Source organism: Ruegeria sp. HKCCD6119, assembly GCF_013110585.1.
Taxonomy (GTDB): Bacteria; Pseudomonadota; Alphaproteobacteria; order Rhodobacterales; family Rhodobacteraceae; genus Ruegeria.
Genome location: NZ_WVQV01000007.1, coordinates 51,401 through 71,975 on the forward strand (window position 1 = coordinate 51,401; position 20,575 = coordinate 71,975).

Genomic DNA, 20,575 nt, shown 5'->3' on the forward strand with positions numbered 1-20,575 from the left:
AAACATTGTAGTTTTGGAAGTCTATGTCCGAACACTTAATTGAGCGAAAGTTTCTGATCTTTAATCTTTGAATTTGCATTATTATAAACTCTAAAATTTGGGTTGTTCTTCACGTGGGACCGGAGGCTCGTTTTTCTGGTTGCTGGGAGAGACCTTAGCAATCCAACGATCATCGCACTATCGGATTCCGATAGTGCGTAAGCGACTCCACGACTTCAGGCATCAAACACCTATGAGCGGTTTACTGATGCATATTTATCAAGTTGAAGGGCCTGCAAGCTGCCTCAGGCAACCTGCTGTAAGTCTGCTTTGCGTCTGATGGAAACACTCGTCGCACATGCCGCAAACTTTCGCTTTCCGCCCCTCGTATCAAAGCCTGATAATGCCTTCCGCCCAGCGCCATCTCATTCGTCTGTCCCTGTCAGACTTGGGAACGGCCCCGGGAGAAATCCGAGGCCGTTTTCTCATATCACCAGCCAAAATGATCTATTGAAACGTTTAGGTCATGTCGCATGAAACGCCACAACATCAAAGCACCCACCCCCAGCGTCAACCACATTTCGAATGCCCGCAGCTGCGGCAGGTCATGCAGCCCTCAATCATCACCATGTCATACTGGCCGCAGGACGGGCAGGCCCTGCCGCGGGGGGCGTCCATGTTGACCACCTGCGCCTGCGGGTCGGATTTCAGCCCCATCCCTTCGCCTTCGAGGAACCCGATCGCGATCATGTGCTGCTCGATCACGCCGCCGATTGCCGCCAGGATCGAGGGGATATACTTGCCCTGCACCCAAGCCCCGCCGCGCGGATCGAACACGGCCTTCAGTTCCTCGACCACGAAAGACACGTCACCACCGCGCCGGAACACGGCCGAGATCATCCTGGTCAGGGCCAGCGTCCAGGCGTAATGCTCCATGTTCTTCGAGTTGATGAAAACCTCGAACGGACGGCGGCGGCCACCGATGACGATGTCGTTGATGGTCAAATAGATCGCGTGCTCGCTGTCGGGCCATTTCAGCTTGTAGGTCGAACCCTCAAGCGATTGCGGCCGATCCAGCGGTTCGGACATGTAGATGACATCGCCGCCATCCACCTCGTGCGGGGCATCCGCGCTTTCACCCGGCACCTTGTCGTCGCTTTCCGAGACGGTCAGAACCGAGCCGGTCACGTCGTTCGGGCGATAGGTGGTGCAGCCCTTGCAGCCCTGATCCCAGGCCTGCATATACACGTCCTTGAAGGCGTCGAACGAGATGTCCTCGGGGCAGTTGATCGTCTTCGAGATCGAGCTGTCGATCCATTTCTGTGCCGCGGCCTGCATCTTGACGTGCTCGGCCGGGGTCAAGGTCTGGGCGTTCACGAAAAAGTCGGGCAGCTCGACATCGCCGAACTTGTCGCGCCACATCTGAACGGCATAGTCCACCACCTCTTCCTCGGTCCGCGAGCCATCCTTCTGCAAAACCTTGCGGGTGTAGGCATAGGCAAAAACAGGCTCGATCCCCGACGACACGTTCCCCGCGTACAGAGAGATCGTCCCAGTGGGCGCGATCGAGGTCAGCAGCGCGTTGCGGATACCGTGTGCACGGATGGCTTCGCGGACATCGTCATCCATCTGCTGCATCGTGCCGCTGGCCAGATATTTCTCGGCATCGAACAGGGGGAACGCCCCTTTTTCCTTGGCCAAGTCGACCGACGCCAGATACGCGGCGCGGGCGATCGCGTGCAACCAGCGCTCGGTCTGACGCGCCGCCTCGTCGGACCCATAACGCAGGCCCAGCATCAACAGCGCATCCGCCAGTCCGGTCACGCCCAGCCCGATGCGGCGTTTGTCCTGCGCTTCAGCCTCTTGTTCGGCCAGTGGGAATTTTGACACATCAACGACATTGTCCATCATCCGGACAGCCGTGGCGACAAGTTCTTGCAGGGCCTTTTCATTCAAATGGGCTTTTGCCTCAAACGGTTCAACCACCAAACGCGCCAGATTGATCGAACCCAACAGGCAGGCGCCATAGGGCGGCAATGGCTGTTCGCCGCACGGGTTCGTGGCCGCGATGGTTTCAACATAGCTAAGGTTGTTGGCCTGGTTGATCCGGTCGATGAAGATCACGCCCGGTTCGGCATAGTCATAGGTGGCCTGCATTATCTTGTTCCACAGATCACGCGCCTGAACCGTGTGATAGACCTTGCCGTCAAAGATCAGATCCCATGAGGCATCGGCCTTGACCGCTTCCATGAAAGGATCGGTCACCAGAACCGACATGTTGAACATGCGCAGGCGGGCCGGGTCGGATTTGGCGGTGATGAACTGTTCTATGTCCGGGTGGTCACAGCGCATGGTCGCCATCATAGCGCCCCGGCGCGAGCCCGCCGACATGATCGTGCGGCACATGGCGTCCCAGACATCCATAAAGCTCAACGGCCCCGACGCATCCGCCGCGACGCCTTTCACGTCAGCGCCACGCGGGCGGATGGTCGAGAAATCATAGCCGATCCCCCCGCCCTGCTGCATGGTCAGCGCGGCCTCTTTCAGCATGTCGAAAATGCCGCCCATGCTGTCGGGCACCGTACCCATGACAAAACAGTTGAACAGGGTCACCTGACGCGCGGTGCCGGCACCTGCTGTGATCCGCCCGGCAGGCAGGTATTTGAAATCTTCCAGCGCCTCATAGAATTTCTCTTCCCAGTGCCCCGGGTCGTTTTCCACCCGCGCCAGATCACGGGCGATGCGCCGCCAACTGTCTTCAACCGTCTGATCGATGGGGGTGCCATCCGCCTGTTTAAAGCGGTACTTCATATCCCAGATCTGCTCGGCGATGGGGGCGGCAAAGCGGCTCATTGGTGATTCCCTGTGCTGAAAGAGGTATCCAGACTACCTCAAATCACATGCGCACCACAACACCTTGATGACATCTGGAACCAAGCTACAATATAAAGATGATCCTAGGGACGACTCTGTGGGAAAGCTGTGGATAATTACGTAAACCTCATAAAACTGTCCGTTGGTTCGGAAAGCGTCGACACGCTGATGGCCTGGCAGGACAGCTATCGCCAGCGGTTCGCAGATGGCCTGCCACGCCACGTCACCCGCATGTGGCCCAAGCGCGAAGCCGAAATTCTGAACGGCGGATCGATCTATTGGGTCATCAAGGGCGTAATCCAGTGTCGCCAACGGATCCTGCGGCTGGATGAAGTGATCGGAGACGATGGTATCCGCCGCTGTGCCATTGTGCTGGACCCCAAGCTGCACCGCACACAGAACGCCCTGAAACGCCCGTTTCAGGGATGGCGTTATCTCAAGCCTGAAGATACCCCTGCCGATTTGCCGAAAAACCGCGAGCAGGACGATGCCCTACCCGATGATCTGAACCGCGCCCTGGCGGAAATCGGGGTTCTATAAAGGCCGGCACCAGACCATCCGCAATGTGATGCTTTGAGGATGCCAACAAAATCGCATAGAATGTTTACTTGATTTTATTAAGTTAACGAGGGCAATCTATGATGATTGGACAATTTCGAACAATCGTATTGGCGGCTGTATTTGTAGCAGGTGGAACAAGCGTTCTCGCCGCCCCAAAGGATGGAACCTATAGCCTGACCGTGCCGTCCAAAAATCCGTTCCCGGTGTCGGTTACAATTACCGGCGGCAACATTGCAGGCATCACATCCTCAACGCTGCAAAATATCAACGGCGCCAGCGTTTCGGGGAACAGCAAAAAGCAATCCATCAGTTTCAACTTCGACAGCGCGAACTGCGGAGGCGGCAACACCGGCACCATGACATTCGACCTGAGAAAGAATGTCGTGTTCAAAAAATGGAAAGGGACGTGCAGGTCAAAACGTTTTGACATCAGCAAATCAGTGACCGCTGCCCCTGATTAAGTTTTGCTCACCCGGTCCATTACTTCCGCAAGCACCCGCTTGTCATCAGGCAAATAACTGGCCACCCGACTACGCCACAGCGTGGCCTGCGATTGCAGGATCAGACCGTCCGAGAGGATCTTCAGGTGGTTCGCGCGCAGGGTCTCTCCGGTCGAGGTGATGTCGGCAATTGCTTCAGCGGTTTCATTCATCACCGTGCCTTCAGTCGCGCCCTGACTGTCGACCAGCGTGTAATCGGCCACGCCCGCTTCTGTCAGGAATTCCCGAACCAGACGGTGGTACTTGGTGGCAATCCGCAGCCGGTGGCCATGGGTTTTGCGAAACGCGGCTGCTGCCGCGTCCAGATCATCAAGCGTATCGACATCGACCCAACATGCCGGGATTGCGACGATCAGATCAGCCTTGCCGAATCCAAGCTGCGAAACCTCTTCAACCTGCTGTTCCCAGCGCGGCAGTTTCTCGTGCACCAGATCGATCCCGGTGACGCCCAGATGAATCCGCCCCGCCGCCAGTTCACGCGGGATTTCCCCCGCCGACAGCAGGATCAGAGAGACACCGTCGATCCCTTCGACCTTGCCCGCATATTCCCGGTCCGATCCGCTGCGTGACAAGGTGATGCCGCGTTTTTCGAACCACGAGAAGGTCTTTTCCATCAACCGGCCCTTCGAGGGCACACCCAGTTTCAGGCTCATACAGCACCCTCCTCGATCTCCAGCATCAGGTCGGGGCGCAACACGCCGCCGACAGCCGGGATTTCGTCTCCACGGCCCAATTGCCGTGTCAGCGCGTCATAGCGCCCGCCCGTGGCGATCGGAGGCAGATCAGGCCGACCTTCCGCATAAAACCCAAAAACGAAACCATCGTAATATTCCATTGATGTCCGACCATAGGCGGCCTCGAAATCCAACCGCTCGACATCGACTCCACGTGCTTGCAGTGCAGCCACACGCGCCTCCAGCCGGTCCAGGGCGGGCGTGACCTGCGGCAGATCCACCGCCACGTCGCGCAGCTGTTCCAGCGCAAATGGCATGGTCTCGCGCACATTCAGCAACGTTTCCAGCCCGGCCAGCTCATTGTCGGAAATCGGCGGCGTATCACGGTCTTCGCGCAGGGCTTCAATGCGCGCTGCGATTTCGGCCTTGCGGCGCTTGCCGATCATAGGGGCATCAAAGGCCATCGGATTGGCAGCGTCCAGCAGCGCGGTGCGCCCTTCCGAGGGCGCCTTGCGACCTGCAAACCGATCCAGCAAGATACGGAATCGGCGCGGTCTCCACAGGTGCCGCATAAGAGCGGCCTTGCGGCGCTCGGTCGTACGCAGCCCTTCGACCGCGGCGGTGAGGATACCGATATCCCCGGTTGCCGCACGCAAGGGCAGCCCGCGCAGTTGCAGCGCCATCAGCGAAAACACTTCGGCATCGGCACCAGCGGGATCTTCGCGGTCAAACACCTCATACCCCACCTGAATATACTCGTTCGAGCGGTCCGGGTCGTGTTCCTGACGGCGGAACACCTCACCGGAATAGGTATAGCGTGCAGGCTCGGCCCCGTCTCGCATGTGCATCTGAACAACAGGCAGGGTGAAGTCCGGGCGCAGCATCTGCTCGCCCCGCAGCGCATCCGAGGTGACGTAGGCACGGGCGCGGATATCCTCGCCATAAAGGTCCAGCAACATTTCAGCGGGTTGCAACAGAGGCGTATCCACCACCTGCGCGCCCGCAGCCTCGAACCGAACACGCATCATCGCGGCACGGGCCTGTATTTGGGAACGGTTGGGCATGGGTCAGTCCTGACTGTCCAGAATTTCACGCACTTTCGCGACCAAATCAGCGCGCGATACTTCGAACTGGCTGGGGCGTTCTTTCCATTCCTCCAGCGTGGCGCTTTCGGCGATTTTGGTTCCAAGGATCAGGTCCTTGATCTGCACGATGCCTTTTGCCTTTTCGTCCCCGCCTTCGATCACCGCAACCGGAGAGTTGCGCTTGTCCGCGTATTTCAACTGATTGCCGAAATTCTTGGGATTGCCCAGATAGACCTCGGCCCGGATGCCCGCGTTGCGCAGCTCGGCCACCATCGCCTGGTAATCGGCCATCCTGTCGCGATCCATGACGGTGACGACCACAGGGCCTTTGGCCTGGGCGCTGATCCGACCCTTTTCGCGCAGGGCCGCCAGCAGGCGGTCAACACCGATGGAAACGCCGGTCGCGGGCACTTCCTGTCCGGTGAAACGCTTCACCAGATCGTCATAGCGCCCGCCGCCCGATACGGACCCGAACTGCCGATTGCGGCCTTTCTCGTCGAAGATCTCAAAGGTCAGTTCGGCCTCATAGACCGGCCCGGTATAATAACCCAGACCGCGCACGACCGAGGGATCGATCTGGATGCGATCAGCGCCATAGCCGCCCGCGGCCAGCAACTCGCCGATCTGTTCCAATTCCGAAATGCCTTCGGCGCCGATTTTGCTGTCACCCACGGCCGCTCGCAGGTTGGCCAGCGTTCCAGCGGCATCATTGGCTTTGGAGGTCAGGAAGGCGATCACCGGCTCGGCCTGATCGTCGGACAGGCCCACACCGTCGATGAACGCGCCCGAGGCATCCAGCCGGCCCTTGGTCAGCAACTCGCGCACGCCCTGCCCGCCAACTTTGTCGAATTTGTCGATAGTGCGCAGAACGTCGTCGCGCGCTGCCGTGTCTTCACCCAAACCCATCGCTTCGAGCACGCCGTTCAAAACCTTGCGGTTGTTGACCCGGACCAGATAATCGCCGCGTGGAATGCCCACGGTTTCCAGCGTATCCGACAGCATGGCGCAGATTTCGGCGTCCGCAGCCATGCTGGCCGTCCCCACCGTATCCGCATCACACTGATAGAATTGGCGATACCGCCCTGGCCCCGGCTTTTCGTTGCGCCAGACCGGACCCATCGCATAGCGGCGATAGGGCGTGGGCAAATCGTTGCGGTGCTGGGCATAGACCCGGGCCAAAGGTGCTGTCAGATCATAGCGCAGCGCCATCCAATCGCCGTTGCCGCCCTCGTCAAACTCCTGCCACGCAAAGACGCCCTCGTTCGGGCGGTCCACGTCGGGCAGGAACTTGCCCAGCGCCTCGACGGTCTCGACCGCACTGCTTTCAAGTGCGTCGAACCCGTAACGATGATACACGCCCGCAATCGTCCGCAGCATCTCGGTGCGCTGCGTGACTTCCTCGCCGAAATAGTCACGGAACCCTTTCGGCGTGACGGCCTTGGGGCGGGGCTGTTTCTTGGGCTTGGCCATGTGGGGCGTCCTTGGGAGTGTCCTTGTTCCGCGCGCGGTCTATCCCATGGTCCGCATCGGGGCAAGGCGCGCTTTCTCTGGCCTTGGGCCGACTGTGTCGCTATGACCAGCGCAAGACAGGAGTTCCCCATGCAGCATCTGGAAGAAGAGATCGCCCATCTGACCCGTACCGTGGACGAGCTGAACACGGTCGTCACCAGACAACAGTCGGAAATCGACCGGCTGACCCAACGGGTTGAAATGCTATTGCAGCGCGAAGCAGAACGGGCGCAGGAAGGATCAGGCGGCGTTGTCTTTGGTGACGAACGCCCGCCGCATTATTGAGTGGCCGGGAGGCCGTTTCTTCCGTTTTGTACAGGCGCTTGGGGCTTGGTAGTCCGTTTTGTACGAAACGTCTCAGGGCCGAACCGTCACACTCGGACAGAAACCGCGTTGGGTAACGGCGCCGGGTATGAGTCAGTTGTCAGTAGTGCGGACAAACCCGCCGCCCGGCCCAATGGCGTCAATTGGCGCTTCCGGCGCTTAATTGCTATTTCCATGGACATCCATGAACGGCAGCTTTCTGCATTAAAACCTTCCGAACAGTCTGCTTGGGACAACCAAATAGACCCTGCGGTTCACGTGAAGACCGAACTTATGCTGCTCCAACCGTGCCAAAGCACAGATGCAGAAACAGCAGCGGTTATCATTGCGGGGATTCCGTCTTTCCAGGAGTCAAATATCAGGTGACAGAAGATGGCTCCGACGGATGTTGCCAAAAGTGCTGCTGCTCCGAGCGGACCCAGCCAGGACTGTTGGAACCAGATTGTGACGGCTCCGAACAATTCAATGAGACCCACCAAGAACATGGCCTGCCGATTGAGGCCATAGCTTTCGAACATTGCGAGCTGTGTTTCGAAGATCTTCCTTTGCCAACCCGCAAGTTTGATTGAGCTCGCGAGCAGGAAGAACGCTGACAGGAGCGCAATGACTATCGTTAAGGTCATTCTTCTGGTTCCGTGTAAGAGCGCTTGAAAGCCTGTGGGGACTGACCAGTCCACCTCCGGAACGCCCGTGAGAATGCAGTCGGGTCGGAAAACCCGAGTTGCTGAGCGGTGTCAGTGACCGAGCAGGATTTCACACCCAACAGTTCAATCGCTTTCTCTCGTTTCATGCGTGCAATTACCTTGGATGTTGTCTCGCCACGTTCCGACAGACGCGCATTCAGGGTATTTGGATGCAAACCGACCGTGCGCGCGGCCTCTACCGCTGTAAACGCCGGATCAGCCAGTCGAGACCGGACGATGTCTTCGAACCCGGCCAAAAAATCGAGCGGGGCCGCAAGTTCCATGACTGATGGGTGATACTCGGGGTTGTTCTCCATCATGTCCTCTGAGAGGCGATGGTTCAGCCAGATGGATGGGAAGCGTATCGAAAACCCTCGATCGTCGCAGGGAATGCCAGTGACCCCGTAAAACTGTTTGGGCAAAACGTTAGGGTTGGCCAGTTGCAGTACGATCTCACGCGGATCCCAACGGAAATCGATCACTCGGTGCAGCAAAGAAATCCAGATCCCGATCATGAAGCCATCGGCTTGGGCAGGTGACACTGACGAGCGAAAATGCCGTCGGGCCGCAAAGTAAGCATATTCGTCTTCTACGACTAAGGACTGAGTGACTGCATTTGACTCCTTCGAAACAATCTGGGTGAAACGTGTGAACAAGTCACCCAGCGTATAGGCCTTTGCAAGCTCCTGCCCTTTTGGAAGGAAGCGCTTGAGATCAACAGACTGGCCAACCCGAGTGCAAAAATCTGCTCCTTCGGCTTCAGATGCGGCATTGAAGGCTGCATATACGGTTTCATGTGACAGAAATTGCTCAGGTGCGATCATAGTTGCCGCGTCAAAACTCAGATGTGCGAAGACATCATCAGCATCCTGCCCCCGCGCGCGTAACGCCGCGACGACCGGCGCCAGTACTGTTGCCCGCACCAATGGCAGATCAGAGTCTTTTGGTGTTTTGCGATTCCCGAACATATTTGCTCCCTCTACTGGGACTCGTGCCTGCGCCACGGCGTGCTTTCCAGAAAAAAGTTCAACAACCTGACCAAATTCTAACCGAAAAATCTCTAACCTTAGGATACGGTCAAGCATTTTCCAAATGAAGGTGTCATATTCATAAAATGAAATGAACTAGTCGACATCGATCACGCAACTAGGGATTTGACATGGCAAGATATTGCAAAAGAGTTTTCGCTGCCTTGACATTTGTAACGCTGACGCTGTCCACCTCGACTGCATTTGCTCAGCAGGAAGCGCCATCAGTCACCTTGTTCAAAAACGTGAAAGTTTTTGATGGGAACACCGATGGTCTTCTGGACCTGGATGTTCTTGTTGTCGGCAACAAGATCCACAAGGTCGCCGAAGACATTCCAGAGACCGGTACATGGGAAGTGCAAGCTGGTCCGAGTGGGCCATTGTATTCAGAAATTCATAGCGGCAGCAGTGGCTACACTTTCATCATCGAGGGCGAAGAAGGGACGCAGACAGTCGAACTGTCGCCCAATGTCATTGACGGCGGGGGACGCACCTTGATGCCGGGCATGATTGATAGCCATACGCATTTTAACCTTTCTATGGACGGCGGGCGTCCGGGCATGGAAATAGCCAGGTGGGACTATATGGCGGGACATGCCTCGTCTGCCGCATTGGAGTGGTTCTACGATGGCTTCACGACAGTGCGTGATATGGGGGGCATGGCCGACGGATTGCGACGTGTCATCGACAACGGCCTAATGGAAGGACCTCGCATCTACAGCGCTGCCGGGATGATCAGCCAAAGCGCTGGTCACGGTGATCTCTTGTTTGAAAGCCAGACAAGTCCCCAACAGAGTAGCACCTGGCGCAATGGCATATACCACATTGCAAACAGCCCTGATGAAGTTCGAGCAGCCGTTCGCAGGAACTTTAATGCGGGCGCCACCCATATGAAAATCATGATGGCCGGTGGTGTTGCCAGCAACAAAGGTCCCTTTGAGGCCTCTCAATACACCGACGCTGAAATTATCGCCGCAGTAGAAGAAGCTGCAACGCGTGGAACCTATGTTGCAGCGCACCTTTATCTTGATGAAGCCATTCGCCGTGCGCTCGTTTTGGGTGTCATGTCGATTGAACATGGACAGTTCCTACAGGAAGACACGGCCATGTTGATGAAGGAAAAAGGTGCCTTCATTTCTCCTTACATTGCAGCCGTCATGAGCGAAGACATCCTGACCCATCCGGTCTATGGCAATCCTTCAACATTTGAGTACGCCAGAACACTTATGATGAAAGAGGGAACAAAAAACTTCGCTGAAGTCATCAAAAAGGTGAAGCCGAACATTGTGTTCTCAATCGACATCGTGAGTACCAATGGCATGGCCGCAAGACACCACCGGGACCATGAGAAATGGATATTCGCAGATACATTTGGCAACTATGAAACACTGAAAGCAATGACGTCCACTGGCGGCAAGCTTGCCGCCTTGACCGGTGGCAGTAACCCTTACCCCGCACCTCTTGGTGTCATCGAGGAAGGCGCATACGCCGACATTCTGCTTGTCGATGGAAATCCGCTTGAGGACATCACTGTTCTGGGCGGAAACCCTTCATGGTTCAACGCAGAACCGCGTCCGCGTGGCATCAAGACCATCAACCTCATCATGAAGGATGGCGTGATCTACAAGAACACTCTGCAATAATCCCTCGGGAGGCGGGGCTTCGGCCCTGCCTTCCATTGTTAAGAGAAAGAGTTGTGATGAAGATCAAAACAATGACTTCCCTGAGAGCAGTACTGGCCTTGTCGCTGACCTGCTCTGCCGCTCTTGCGCAGGACGACGCGCCGCCACGGACCCTGTTCACCAATGTTCATGTCTTTGACGGCATGAACGAGGCGCGGATCGAGAATGCCAGCGTTCTGGTCGAGGCCAACCTTATCAAGCAGGTCTCGGCAGAGACCATCGACGCGCCGGATGCTACGGTTATTGACGGTGGCGGGCGCACACTGATGCCAGGTATGTTGGATATGCACGTTCATATCTCGACCTTCGGGCCCGTGCAAACGCAATCGCGCGACGGGCTGCATCCCTACGCTCATGGTGCGTTGGCCGCAGATCGTGCCGAAGGGATGCTGATGAACGGATTTACCACAGTACGGGATCTGGGTGGTCCGTCAAATTTCATGCGTCTAATCATCGACGAGGGCGTCATGGTGGGGCCTCGCATCTATCCCACGGAAAACTGGATCACCACAACATCCGGTCATGGAGATTTCCGTGAATTGAATGACTCCCACCCGAATATCGCTGGCGGACGGCAACATTTCTACGAAGATTATGTTACGATTATCGCTGACGGGCGGGCGGAAACCCTGCGCGCGGCGCGTGAAGCATTCCGTCGCGGTGCGGTACAGCTCAAACTGTTCACCGGAGGCGGTGTAACAAGTTTGTTTGATCCACTTCATTCGGGCCCTCTTGATGAAGAGGTCCAAGCAGTCGTTGAGGTGGCGGAGCGCTGGGATACCTATGTCGCGTCTCATGCACACACCGCTGCTGCGCTTCAGCAGGCTATCGACAATGGCGTGATGTCGATTGAGCACGCACCCTATCTGACCGATGAGCAGGCCAAGACGATGATTGAAAACGGCATGTTTCTGTCCACTGCGTTTTCGCCAGTGTTTTCAATCTCAGTGGAACAAGCTGAAAAGGCTTATCCACCAGAAAGCTTTGCAAAGTGGAGCGTTATTCGGGACGCATCGGCAAACTTGCTGGAAGTCATGAAAAACAACCCTGACCTGAAAGTGGTTCTTGCATCAGATCATATTCCCCAATGGAATACTGGTCGCGAATATGATGATCGCGCGCTAGATGAGTTCGAGTTTTTCTCAGAAGCTATTGGCAACTTCCGGACACTAAAGTCGTTTACCTCGACAGCCGGAGAACTGAATGCTCTGACCGGCCAGATGAATCCATACCCAGAAGGCCCGTTGGGCGTCATTCAAGAAGGCGCCTATGCAGACCTATTGCTGGTCGATGGCAATCCTCTGGAAAACATCGAGATCATGAAGGATCCGGACACAAATCTAAAAATCATCATGAAGGACGGCGTGATCTACAAGAACACGCTGAACTGAGCGATGGGCGGGATGGTTCACCTCGTCCATCCCGCCCGTTTGTAAAAACCATTAGAGGAACCAAAAAACGGACATAGGAGAAAGAGACCCGTGGCAAGAAAGCTTTTGCAAGCCACACTGATCACAACCTTGCTTTGCGCGGCCGTAGTGAACGCACAGAGCAGTGGTCCGGGGGTTTTCAGTGCGGAAGGAGAAGGAGTGGTTGTGCCAGCCAAAAGCTGGGATGTGTCGGCAGCCGCCGAAAACCAGATCGACACTGTCCACTTTATTGAAGGTCAATTCGTCAAAGAAGGTGATCTACTGGTGACTTTCGACCAGGTCTTCAAGCAATGGGATGCCAAAATCGGTGAGTTGGCTCACCAGCAGGCCGTGGCTGAACTGGAGTTGGCCCAGGCTGACCTGTCCAGAAAGAAGCGGTTGGGCACCAATTCTGTGTCTGAAGTTGAGATTGCGCAAGCTGAAGCGCGTGTCAAAATCGCCGAAGCGACCGTTGAGACAAAGAGGCTCAATGCGGAAAAGGCCAAGGCTATCTCAGATCTCCAGCTCATCCACGCACCGTTCGACGGCCAGATGAGTGCGCCGCGGTTTCGCGATAATGCAAACGTCGTCGCCGACTCGCCCGAAATCGGAACCCTGTATCAACTGGATCCGATCCACGTTCGCGTGGAGGGAACGTACGAGAAGCATCAGGAACTCATCCTCGCGGGCGAAAGCCACGACAGTGTAATGGGCAGCCTGACTCTGGTGCTGGAACTGCCGGGAGGGAGTGAATTTCCACATCACGGACGCCTTATCTCAACGCCGTTTGAATTCGATCCGGAGACAGGGATTGGCTACAGCATCGCCGAATTCCCCAATCCTGAATTCCTATTGCGCCCCGGCATGAAGGTATTGGTCACGTCTTATGAAAACTCGAAATGATCCAAAGAAAGGGATATCAAATGAAAACTTGGACATCTCCGTTTCTGGCTTCAGCTGCATTGGCGGGACTTGCTACGGTTGCCGCTTCTGAAGCAGCAGACCACGGATCGCACTGGAATTTGATGTCTGACGCTTATGCTCGCGTCGGCGAGATTCTGAAATCTGAGGAAGGCACCACTGCCGTCAAGCGCTTGAACGAAGAATTGTCCGCGCTGAAAGAGGCGTGCGATAAGTTGGAAGTGAAAAGTCAGAACGCGCCATGTCACGAAGATGTACGGCGTCTTCTTTCCATTGCGACCTTCAACGCTGACCCCAATGATCCAAATCGAAACAAGACATTTCCAACGCATATTCCCGATTTTGTCAGCCCGGAGATGCGTGAGGTGATGGTTAACTGGACGCCCAATTGGCTCACCAGCAGTTGGGAAGGCTACCCAGACCCAACGGACTACGGTGCATGGCAGTCGTTGCACGATGAATTGATCGATCCGATGGAGGCCGCCGGCAAACAACTTTTAAAGACTTACAACTTGTCGACCGAGGAACGTGAGATAGGTGGTGTTAGAACGGTCATTATCAGTCCGAGCGAAAACCGCCATCCGGGAAAGATACTCATTCATGCACATGGTGGTGCCTTTTACGGAAACACTCCGGAAACAACGTTTGACCGGACAGCACCACTTGCCAATCATATGGGCATCGACATTGCCTCCGTCGATTACAAATTGATGCCAGCCCCCGACTGGGACATTTTGGACCAGCGGGATCAGGTGATCGCCGTTTTTGATGCACTGACCGGAGAGGGCGGTGGCTATAAACCAGAGAACGTCGGAATTTACGGTTGTTCCGCGGGCGGTGGATTGGTGGCAATGGCGACAAATGCCATGTCGCATCGCGGAGGAGCGCTGCCTGGTGCGGCCGTAATGCAAAGCCCGCAGACTGATTTCTCGTTCAATAGCGATTCGACATGGACGCTGCGGTACGACGATCCACGCACTAACGTAGATCACTTGATCGACTCAGTCTGGCCGATGCTGGGAATTACTGAAGAGAAAGCACAAGATCCGCGCTACTCTACTGTGTACGACAATTTCGAGGGGCGAGATTTCCCTCCGACGATGGTACAGACTGGGTCTAAGGAAATTCAGATGAGCGACGGCATACGCATGTACGGAGTCCTGCGTAGTGCGGGCCACGAGGCAATTCTGGATGTTCACGACGCCATGCAACACTGCTTCCACGGTCATTCCGAGACACCGGAATCCGCTGAAGCTGTTCGCCGCGTCGCTGTGTTCCTAGAAGAGCATCTTGGTTCGGAATGAGAAAAATGGATCGCTGAAAGGAGGGGGCGAGTGGCTTGGAGAGACGCTTTGAAGCCGCTCGCCCATATTGAAAAACGTAAGAAAATGGACGTTGTCAAGTCTCAGCGGATCGAGGCCGTTTTCCGCATTCGGGACCTATGATCCGAACGCCGTGAACAGCCGATGTCCGCCCTTCGCGCTGATGCTGCACAAAATACGCATGCGCACAATGGGCTCATAGCTGCCATCCCGGCGATTGAAGGCAAAGCCCCCGCTTCTCGCTACGGATCCTCGACCGACTACACCCGGTCCAGCTCGATTCCCGAATTCATTCCAACCGGAACATCAGCTGCTGAAGCCACGGCCTCTCCACACCGGTTGCCTGATACATCGCGTGAAGAAAGTTGTGCGCTGACACCGGGTCGCTCATGAAGGGCGAAGAGCGGATTTCGCCCTTCTTCACCTCGTCGCGCGCCTCGTAGATCACCGTGTCTTCCTTGATCGTCGCCATGATCCTGACGGCGTCCAGCGTCTCAGGGTCGATGGCGGTGGGATCTTCGGAGAGGAGCACGAAATCGGCAAGCTTGCCCGCCTCGATCGACCCCTTGTCGTTCTCCTCGAAATGCTGCCAGGCGGGCCAGATCGTCAGCGCCTTGAGCGCGGTCGCGACGTCGACCCGGTGACGGGGGCCAAGAATGTCACCCGATCTCGTGCGCCGGGTCACGGTGGCATCCAGTATGCGCATACTGTCAGGCAAGGCGACCGGCGCGTCGTGATGCGAGCCGAATATCATGCCCCGCTCGAGCAGCCAACCAGTGGGCGAAATGTTCTCGGCATTGACCGGGCCCACGGTGTGGTCGCGGTGCCAGTCGCCCCAATAGAAGGTGTGCATCGGGAAAAGGGACATGAACACGCCCAGCCGCTTGTAGGCGTCGACCTGGTCCTCGCGCAGGAACTGGCCGTGTATCAGTGCGGGGCGGTTGCCCGGATCGCCATACTTGTCCTGCGCAGCCTGAAGCGCAGCAATGAGCATGTCCGACGCGCCTTCGCCATTGGAATGGGTGATGATCTGGATGCCATTCTCGTAACACCAGTTCACGGCATCCTGCACCTGCTCGATGGTCACCGCCGAGTACCCCTTGTAGCCTGCAGGATAGTCGCCAACCGGGTCATAGTAGGGACGGTCGCGGAGCGCGGTAAAGCCTTGCGGCGAGCCGTCGATCGTCAACTTGCAACCGCCCACGCGAATACCGTTTTCATATTCTTTCGAAACATTGTCGCCAATATAATCCCTGGCTTCCAACACATCGGGATAGGCCACGACGTCAATCGGTATCCTGCCGTCGGCCGCCATGGCCTTCAGCGACTCGACGGCAAACCCCGAGGACCGGCCGTCCTGCCCCGTGGTGTAGCCAAAACGCGCCCAGAGTTTGGACCCGGCAACCGCGAATTCCGCGAAGGCGTCCGGACCGAGTTGCTTCAGGACGGGGACGAGCGTCCCGAAAAACGCGTATTCCTCGAGAACCCCGTTCGGCGCGCCATCGGCTTCCCGCCGAATCTTGCCACCGGCCGGGTCCTGCGTCGATGCATCGTAGCCGACAATCTCAAGCGTCTTCGAGTTCGCCACGCCGAGATGGCCGGACTGGTGGACAATCACGATGGGAAGCTCCTGAGAGATCGCGTCAAGGTCTTCGCGGGTCGGGTGGCGCTTCTCGGCTAGCTGGGCATTGTCATAGCCGAAGCCGATGATCACTCCCGCCTTCTCGACCGCATCCCTGTTTGCATCGATCCAGTCGCGCAGCGCCTGTTGCAGGCTGGCAATGTCCGTGACCCCGCCGTCCGGCGGCGAAAGAAGGTTCGCCGACAAGGCTTGCAGGCCACCGAAAACCACGTGCCCGTGACTGTCGACAAAGCCCGGCAGCATCGCCCGGCCGTCAAGATCGAACAATTCCGTCGCGTCGCCCCGGTGCGCCATGATATCCGCAAGCGCGCCGACGGCGAGGATACGCCCGTTCTTAACCGCGACGGCCTCGGCGGTCGGCTGCACATCGTTGATCGTGAGGATCGGTCCGCCAGTATAGATCGTGTCGGCGGCCTCCTGCGCGGTCGCGGCGCTGGTTGACATGGCAAAACCCGCCAGCCAGACAAGATTCAGCAAACGTGACATCAGGAATACCCTCTCAAATACATCGGAAGACAAACGACTGAATAATGGTCGTGTCTATCGTGGCTAAAGCGTATTGCCCGACAGACACGCATTGCAAGATTTTTCGGCCAGCCAGAGGTGTCCGCAAGCCGCCATCCCGGCGACTGAATGCGAAGCCCCGGCTTCCTGCTACAGTTCCTCGACCGACAGCACCCCGTCCAGCGACTTGATCGCGCCCTTGATCTGCGGGTTGATCGGAAAGTCCTGGCCCAGATCCATCTCGACATCGCCCGGCAACCCCGGCGCCATCAGGCAGAGCTGGATCGGCCCCTTCGAGGCCCCGCGCGCCGCCCCGGCGGCGTCCTCGAGCACCTTGGCGACCGTTGGTACGACCTGCGCTTCGTCAACAAAGATGCGCAACCCGGTTGCTCCGGCTTCGGCCACAAGGGAATCCGCAGGGCCAACCGAGCGGCCCAGCAGCTTGAGCTGATCGGCTTCCATCGTCGCCTCGGCGGTCAGAACCACCTGCGCGCCGGTTTCCAGAAACTCGCGGCACTTCTCCAACGTGTCCGAAAACAGCGTGACCTCATAGGCGCCGGTGGGATCAGACATTTGAACGAAAGCAAAGCGGTTGCCCTTGGCCGATTTCCGCTCCTGCCGCCCGGCGACAACCCCGGCCATCTTGGCGATGAACGGACCAGACCGGGCCTTTTCCGTCACCTCGTCCAGCGTCATCACCTGTTTGCGCTTCAGCGCGGGCATGTAATCGTCCAGCGGATGCCCCGAGAGATAGAAGCCGATGGCCTTGAATTCTTCGCTGAGGCGTTCGGCCGGCAGCCAGTCCGGCGTCGGCGACAGGCGCGGTTCGGGCAGGTCGTCGCCTGCCTCGCCGAACAGAGACACCTGATTGGAGTTTTTCTGTTCATGGATCGCCGCCGAATACTGCACCAGACGGTCAAGGCTTTCGAACACGCGGCGACGGTTCTTGTCGAGCTCATCAAAAGCGCCGGCACGCGCCAGCATTTCCAGCGGACGTTTGCCGACCTTCTTCAGGTCGACCCGGCGGGCGAAGTCAAAGAGGTTGACGAACGGTTTGTCTCCCCTGCCCTGCACCACCAGATTCATCGCCTCGACGCCCACGTTTTTCAGCGCGCCCAGCGCATAGACCAGTTGGCCATTCACCACGTCGAAGGTCGCCAGCGAGCGGTTCACGCAGGGCGGCACGTAGGGCAGGCCCAGCCCCTTGCGGACCTCTTCGAAATACACCGCCAGCTTGTCGGTCAGGTGGATATCGCAGTTCATGACCCCGGCCATGAACTCGACCGGGTGGTTCGCCTTGAGCCAGCCGGTCTGATAGCTGACCACCGCATAGGCCGCCGCGTGGGACTTGTTGAAGCCGTAGTTGGCGAATTTCTCCAAGAGGTCGAACACCTCGGAGGCCTTCTTGGCGTCCACGCCGTTCTTGGCCGCGCCGGCCTCGAATTTCGGACGTTCGGCGTCCATCGCCTCTTTGATCTTCTTGCCCATCGCGCGGCGCAGCAGGTCGGCGCCGCCAAGGCTGTATCCCGCCATGACCTGCGCGATCTGCATCACCTGCTCCTGATAGACGATGATGCCCTGCGTTTCTTCCAGGATATGATCGATCAGCGGGTGGACCGAGGTGATCTCGCGCTGGCCGTTCTTGACCTCGCAATAGGTGGGGATGTTTTCCATCGGGCCGGGGCGGTAGAGCGCCACAAGCGCCACGATATCCTCGATGCAGGTGGGTTTCATGCGCTTGAGCGCGTCCATCATGCCCGAGCTTTCCACTTGGAACACCGCCACGGTCTTGGCCGCGGAATAAAGCTTGTACGTCGCCTCATCATCCAGCGGGATGGCGTTGATCTGGTTTTCAGCCCCCTCGGCGGGCTCATAAAGTTCGGTGCCATCGGCGGCGATGTGCAATGGGCGCCCGGATTTGAAAATCAGGTCCATCGCGTTCTGGATAACGGTCAGGGTCTTCAGACCCAGAAAGTCGAACTTTACCAGCCCGGCCTGTTCCACCCATTTCATGTTGAACTGGGTCGCGGGCATGTCCGAACGCGGGTCCTGATAGATCGGCACCAGCGCATCCAGAGGACGGTCGCCGATCACCACGCCTGCCGCGTGGGTCGAAGCATTCCGCAACAGCCCCTCGACCTGCTGGCCATAGGTCAGCAGGCGGTCGACCACCTCTTCCTCGCGCGCGGCCTCGCGCAGGCGGGGTTCGTCTTTCAGCGCCTTTTCGATGGAAACAGGTTTCACCCCCTCAACCGGGATCATCTTGGACAGGCGGTCCACCTGCCCATATGGCATTTGAAGCACCCGCCCGATGTCGCGCACTGCGGCCTTGGACAAGAGCGCGCCGAAGGTGATGATCTGACCCACTTTGTCGCGGCCGTATTTCTGCTGCACGTAACGGATCACTTCTTCGCGGCGATCCATGCAGAAGTCGATGTCGAAGTCGGGCATCGAGACCCGTTCGGGGTTCAGGAAGCGTTCGAACAGCAGGCTGTAGCGCAGCGGGTCAAGGTCGGTGATCGTCAGCGCATAGGCCACCAGCGAGCCCGCGCCCGAGCCCCGCCCCGGCCCGACCGGAATGTCGTGATCCTTGGCCCATTGGATGAAATCCGCGACGATCAGAAAGTAGCCGGGGAAACCCATGCTTTCGATGATGCCCAGTTCGAAATCCAGACGTTCCTGATATTCCTCGGGCGTCACCGCATGCGGGATCACGGCCAGACGTTTCTGCAAGCCCTCATTGGCGATGCGCCGCAGCTCGGCCACCTCGTCATCCGCGAATTTCGGCAGGATCGGGTCGCGTCGATAGGCCATGAACGCGCAGCGTCTGGCGATCTCGACGGTGTTTTCGATGGCCTCGGGCAAGTCGGCGAACAGGGTCGCCATCTCTTGTTGTGACTTGAAGTAGTGCTGCGCCGTCAGACGACGGCGGCCTTCCTGCTGGTCGACATAGGCCCCTTCCGATATGCAGATCAGCGCGTCATGCGCTTCGTACATGTCCGGCGTCGGGAAATAGACGTCATTCGTGGCGACCAGCGGCAGGTTCTTGGCATAGGCCATCTCGACATGGCCGCGTTCTGTCAGGCGTTCGGCCTCGGGTTGGCCATCTTCACCCGGATGGCGCTGAAGCTCGATATAAAACCGGTTGGGGAACATTGCCGCCAGCCGATCGACCAACGCTTCGGCCGCCGGGCGCTGACCCTGTTGCAGCAGCATTCCCACCGGGCCGTCAGGTCCACCGGACAGGCAGATCAACCCTTCAGATCGGTCGGCCAGTTCTTCCAAAGTGACCTGAGGCAGTTGCCCGCCCTTGTCCACGTAGAGACACGTGCTGAGTTTCATCAGGTTTTCGTACCCGGTCTCGGACTGCGCCAGCAGCACCAGAGGCGCGGGCATCTTCGGCTTCTCGCCCGGCTGGGCCTGGACATAGGTCAGATCGACCTGGCACCCCATGATCGGCTGTACCCCAGCGCCGCTTGCGGTGACCGCGAATTCCAGCGCCGAAAACATCGAATTGGTATCCGTCACGGCGACCGCCGGCATTTCCATCTTCTCGCACAGGCCCGGCAGCTTTTTCAGCCGCACGGCGCCTTCCAGAAGGGAATATTCAGTGTGAACGCGGAGGTGGATGAATCGTGGAGAACTGCTCATGACGCCCAAGCTACCCCAGCCGGCTGCGCGGCAAAAGACTGAACCGCGTTACGTTTGCCGCAAAAAAATCGCCGTTGATTATTCGGCTTTTTCAGAAGGTGCTTCGGGATTGACTGGGCGTCGCAATCAAAAACCGCTTTATTTACAAGTGGCTGCCCATTAATCAGAAAAGGCGGTCTCAGGCCGTATACGTCTAATGGCGTATAACAGAGGCGGTTTTTCTTGCC

Annotated in this window: 16 protein-coding genes; 8 read left to right on the plus strand and 8 right to left on the minus strand. The window is 57.6% G+C overall.

The window, feature by feature from the left end:
* Positions 1–549: 549 nt before the first annotated feature.
* Complete coding sequence (locus GS611_RS15215; RefSeq protein WP_171637048.1) at positions 550–2,832, minus strand: adenosylcobalamin-dependent ribonucleoside-diphosphate reductase; 2,283 nt, start codon at positions 2,830–2,832, stop codon at positions 550–552.
* A gap of 129 nt (positions 2,833–2,961) precedes the next feature.
* Between GS611_RS15215 and GS611_RS15220 the strand changes: the two genes are divergently transcribed.
* Positions 2,962–3,393, plus strand: a complete 432-nt coding sequence (locus GS611_RS15220; protein ID WP_171119093.1) for a DUF1489 domain-containing protein — start codon at positions 2,962–2,964, stop codon at positions 3,391–3,393.
* A 98-nt stretch (positions 3,394–3,491) separates the two neighbouring features.
* Positions 3,492–3,875, plus strand: coding sequence for a hypothetical protein (locus GS611_RS15225; protein WP_171637051.1), 384 nt, complete (start codon positions 3,492–3,494; stop codon positions 3,873–3,875).
* Here GS611_RS15225 and hisG read toward each other — a convergent pair.
* Genes hisG through hisS form a run of 3 tightly spaced genes read right to left on the minus strand, consistent with a single transcriptional unit; the run spans position 3,872 to position 7,143 of the window.
* The gene (gene hisG, locus GS611_RS15230; protein ID WP_171637052.1) at positions 3,872–4,567 is read right to left on the minus strand and encodes an ATP phosphoribosyltransferase; all 696 of its coding nucleotides are present in this window, start codon (positions 4,565–4,567) and stop codon (positions 3,872–3,874) included. The two genes, GS611_RS15225 and hisG, sit on opposite strands and share 4 nt — an antisense overlap.
* Positions 4,564–5,652, minus strand: a complete 1,089-nt coding sequence (locus GS611_RS15235) for an ATP phosphoribosyltransferase regulatory subunit (RefSeq protein ID WP_171637053.1) — start codon at positions 5,650–5,652, stop codon at positions 4,564–4,566. The genes hisG and GS611_RS15235 overlap by 4 nt, the downstream gene beginning before the upstream one ends.
* Before the next feature lie 3 nt (positions 5,653–5,655).
* The gene (gene hisS / locus GS611_RS15240) at positions 5,656–7,143 is read right to left on the minus strand and encodes a histidine--tRNA ligase (protein ID WP_171637054.1); all 1,488 of its coding nucleotides are present in this window, start codon (positions 7,141–7,143) and stop codon (positions 5,656–5,658) included.
* A 129-nt stretch (positions 7,144–7,272) separates the two neighbouring features.
* On the opposite strand from hisS, the gene GS611_RS15245 reads away from it, so the two are divergent.
* A complete protein-coding gene (locus tag GS611_RS15245) occupies positions 7,273–7,467 on the plus strand; it encodes a SlyX family protein (protein WP_152460143.1) in 195 nt (64 codons plus the stop codon).
* Between the two features lie 293 nt (positions 7,468–7,760).
* Here the strand turns inward: GS611_RS15245 and GS611_RS15250 are convergent, their stop codons facing one another.
* Together GS611_RS15250 and GS611_RS15255 are read right to left on the minus strand one after the other, a co-directional pair.
* The gene (locus tag GS611_RS15250; RefSeq protein ID WP_171637055.1) at positions 7,761–8,129 is read right to left on the minus strand and encodes a DoxX family protein; all 369 of its coding nucleotides are present in this window, start codon (positions 8,127–8,129) and stop codon (positions 7,761–7,763) included.
* The gene (locus GS611_RS15255) at positions 8,126–9,157 is read right to left on the minus strand and encodes an AraC family transcriptional regulator (protein WP_171637056.1); all 1,032 of its coding nucleotides are present in this window, start codon (positions 9,155–9,157) and stop codon (positions 8,126–8,128) included. Before GS611_RS15255 ends, GS611_RS15250 begins: the two co-directional genes overlap by 4 nt.
* Positions 9,158–9,348: 191 nt before the next feature.
* Between GS611_RS15255 and GS611_RS15260 the strand changes: the two genes are divergently transcribed.
* The 4 genes from GS611_RS15260 (at position 9,349) to GS611_RS15275 (ending at position 14,533) form a co-directional block, all read left to right on the plus strand.
* Positions 9,349–10,860 carry an amidohydrolase family protein gene (locus GS611_RS15260; RefSeq protein ID WP_171637057.1) on the plus strand — a complete coding sequence of 504 codons (1,512 nt, stop codon included), beginning with the start codon at positions 9,349–9,351 and terminating at the stop codon, positions 10,858–10,860.
* Between the two features lie 71 nt (positions 10,861–10,931).
* Complete coding sequence (locus GS611_RS15265) at positions 10,932–12,290, plus strand: amidohydrolase family protein (RefSeq protein ID WP_171637059.1); 1,359 nt, start codon at positions 10,932–10,934, stop codon at positions 12,288–12,290.
* 90 nt (positions 12,291–12,380) lie between these two features.
* Positions 12,381–13,211 (plus strand): efflux RND transporter periplasmic adaptor subunit, encoded by an 831-nt coding sequence (locus tag GS611_RS15270; protein WP_171637061.1) that lies wholly within the window; start codon positions 12,381–12,383, stop codon positions 13,209–13,211.
* A gap of 20 nt (positions 13,212–13,231) precedes the next feature.
* The gene (locus GS611_RS15275; RefSeq protein ID WP_171637062.1) at positions 13,232–14,533 is read left to right on the plus strand and encodes an alpha/beta hydrolase; all 1,302 of its coding nucleotides are present in this window, start codon (positions 13,232–13,234) and stop codon (positions 14,531–14,533) included.
* Between the two features lie 307 nt (positions 14,534–14,840).
* Here GS611_RS15275 and GS611_RS15280 read toward each other — a convergent pair whose 3' ends face one another.
* Together GS611_RS15280 and dnaE are read right to left on the minus strand one after the other, a co-directional pair.
* Entirely contained in the window at positions 14,841–16,679 is a 1,839-nt protein-coding gene (locus GS611_RS15280) for an amidohydrolase (protein WP_171637064.1), read from the minus strand.
* 168 nt (positions 16,680–16,847) lie between these two features.
* A complete protein-coding gene (dnaE, locus tag GS611_RS15285) occupies positions 16,848–20,348 on the minus strand; it encodes a DNA polymerase III subunit alpha (protein ID WP_171637066.1) in 3,501 nt (1,166 codons plus the stop codon).
* Here dnaE and GS611_RS15290 point away from each other — a divergent pair.
* Positions 20,347–20,511 carry a hypothetical protein gene (locus tag GS611_RS15290; RefSeq protein ID WP_171637068.1) on the plus strand — a complete coding sequence of 55 codons (165 nt, stop codon included), beginning with the start codon at positions 20,347–20,349 and terminating at the stop codon, positions 20,509–20,511. The genes dnaE and GS611_RS15290 overlap by 2 nt on opposite strands.
* The last annotated feature ends 64 nt before the right edge of the window (positions 20,512–20,575 follow it).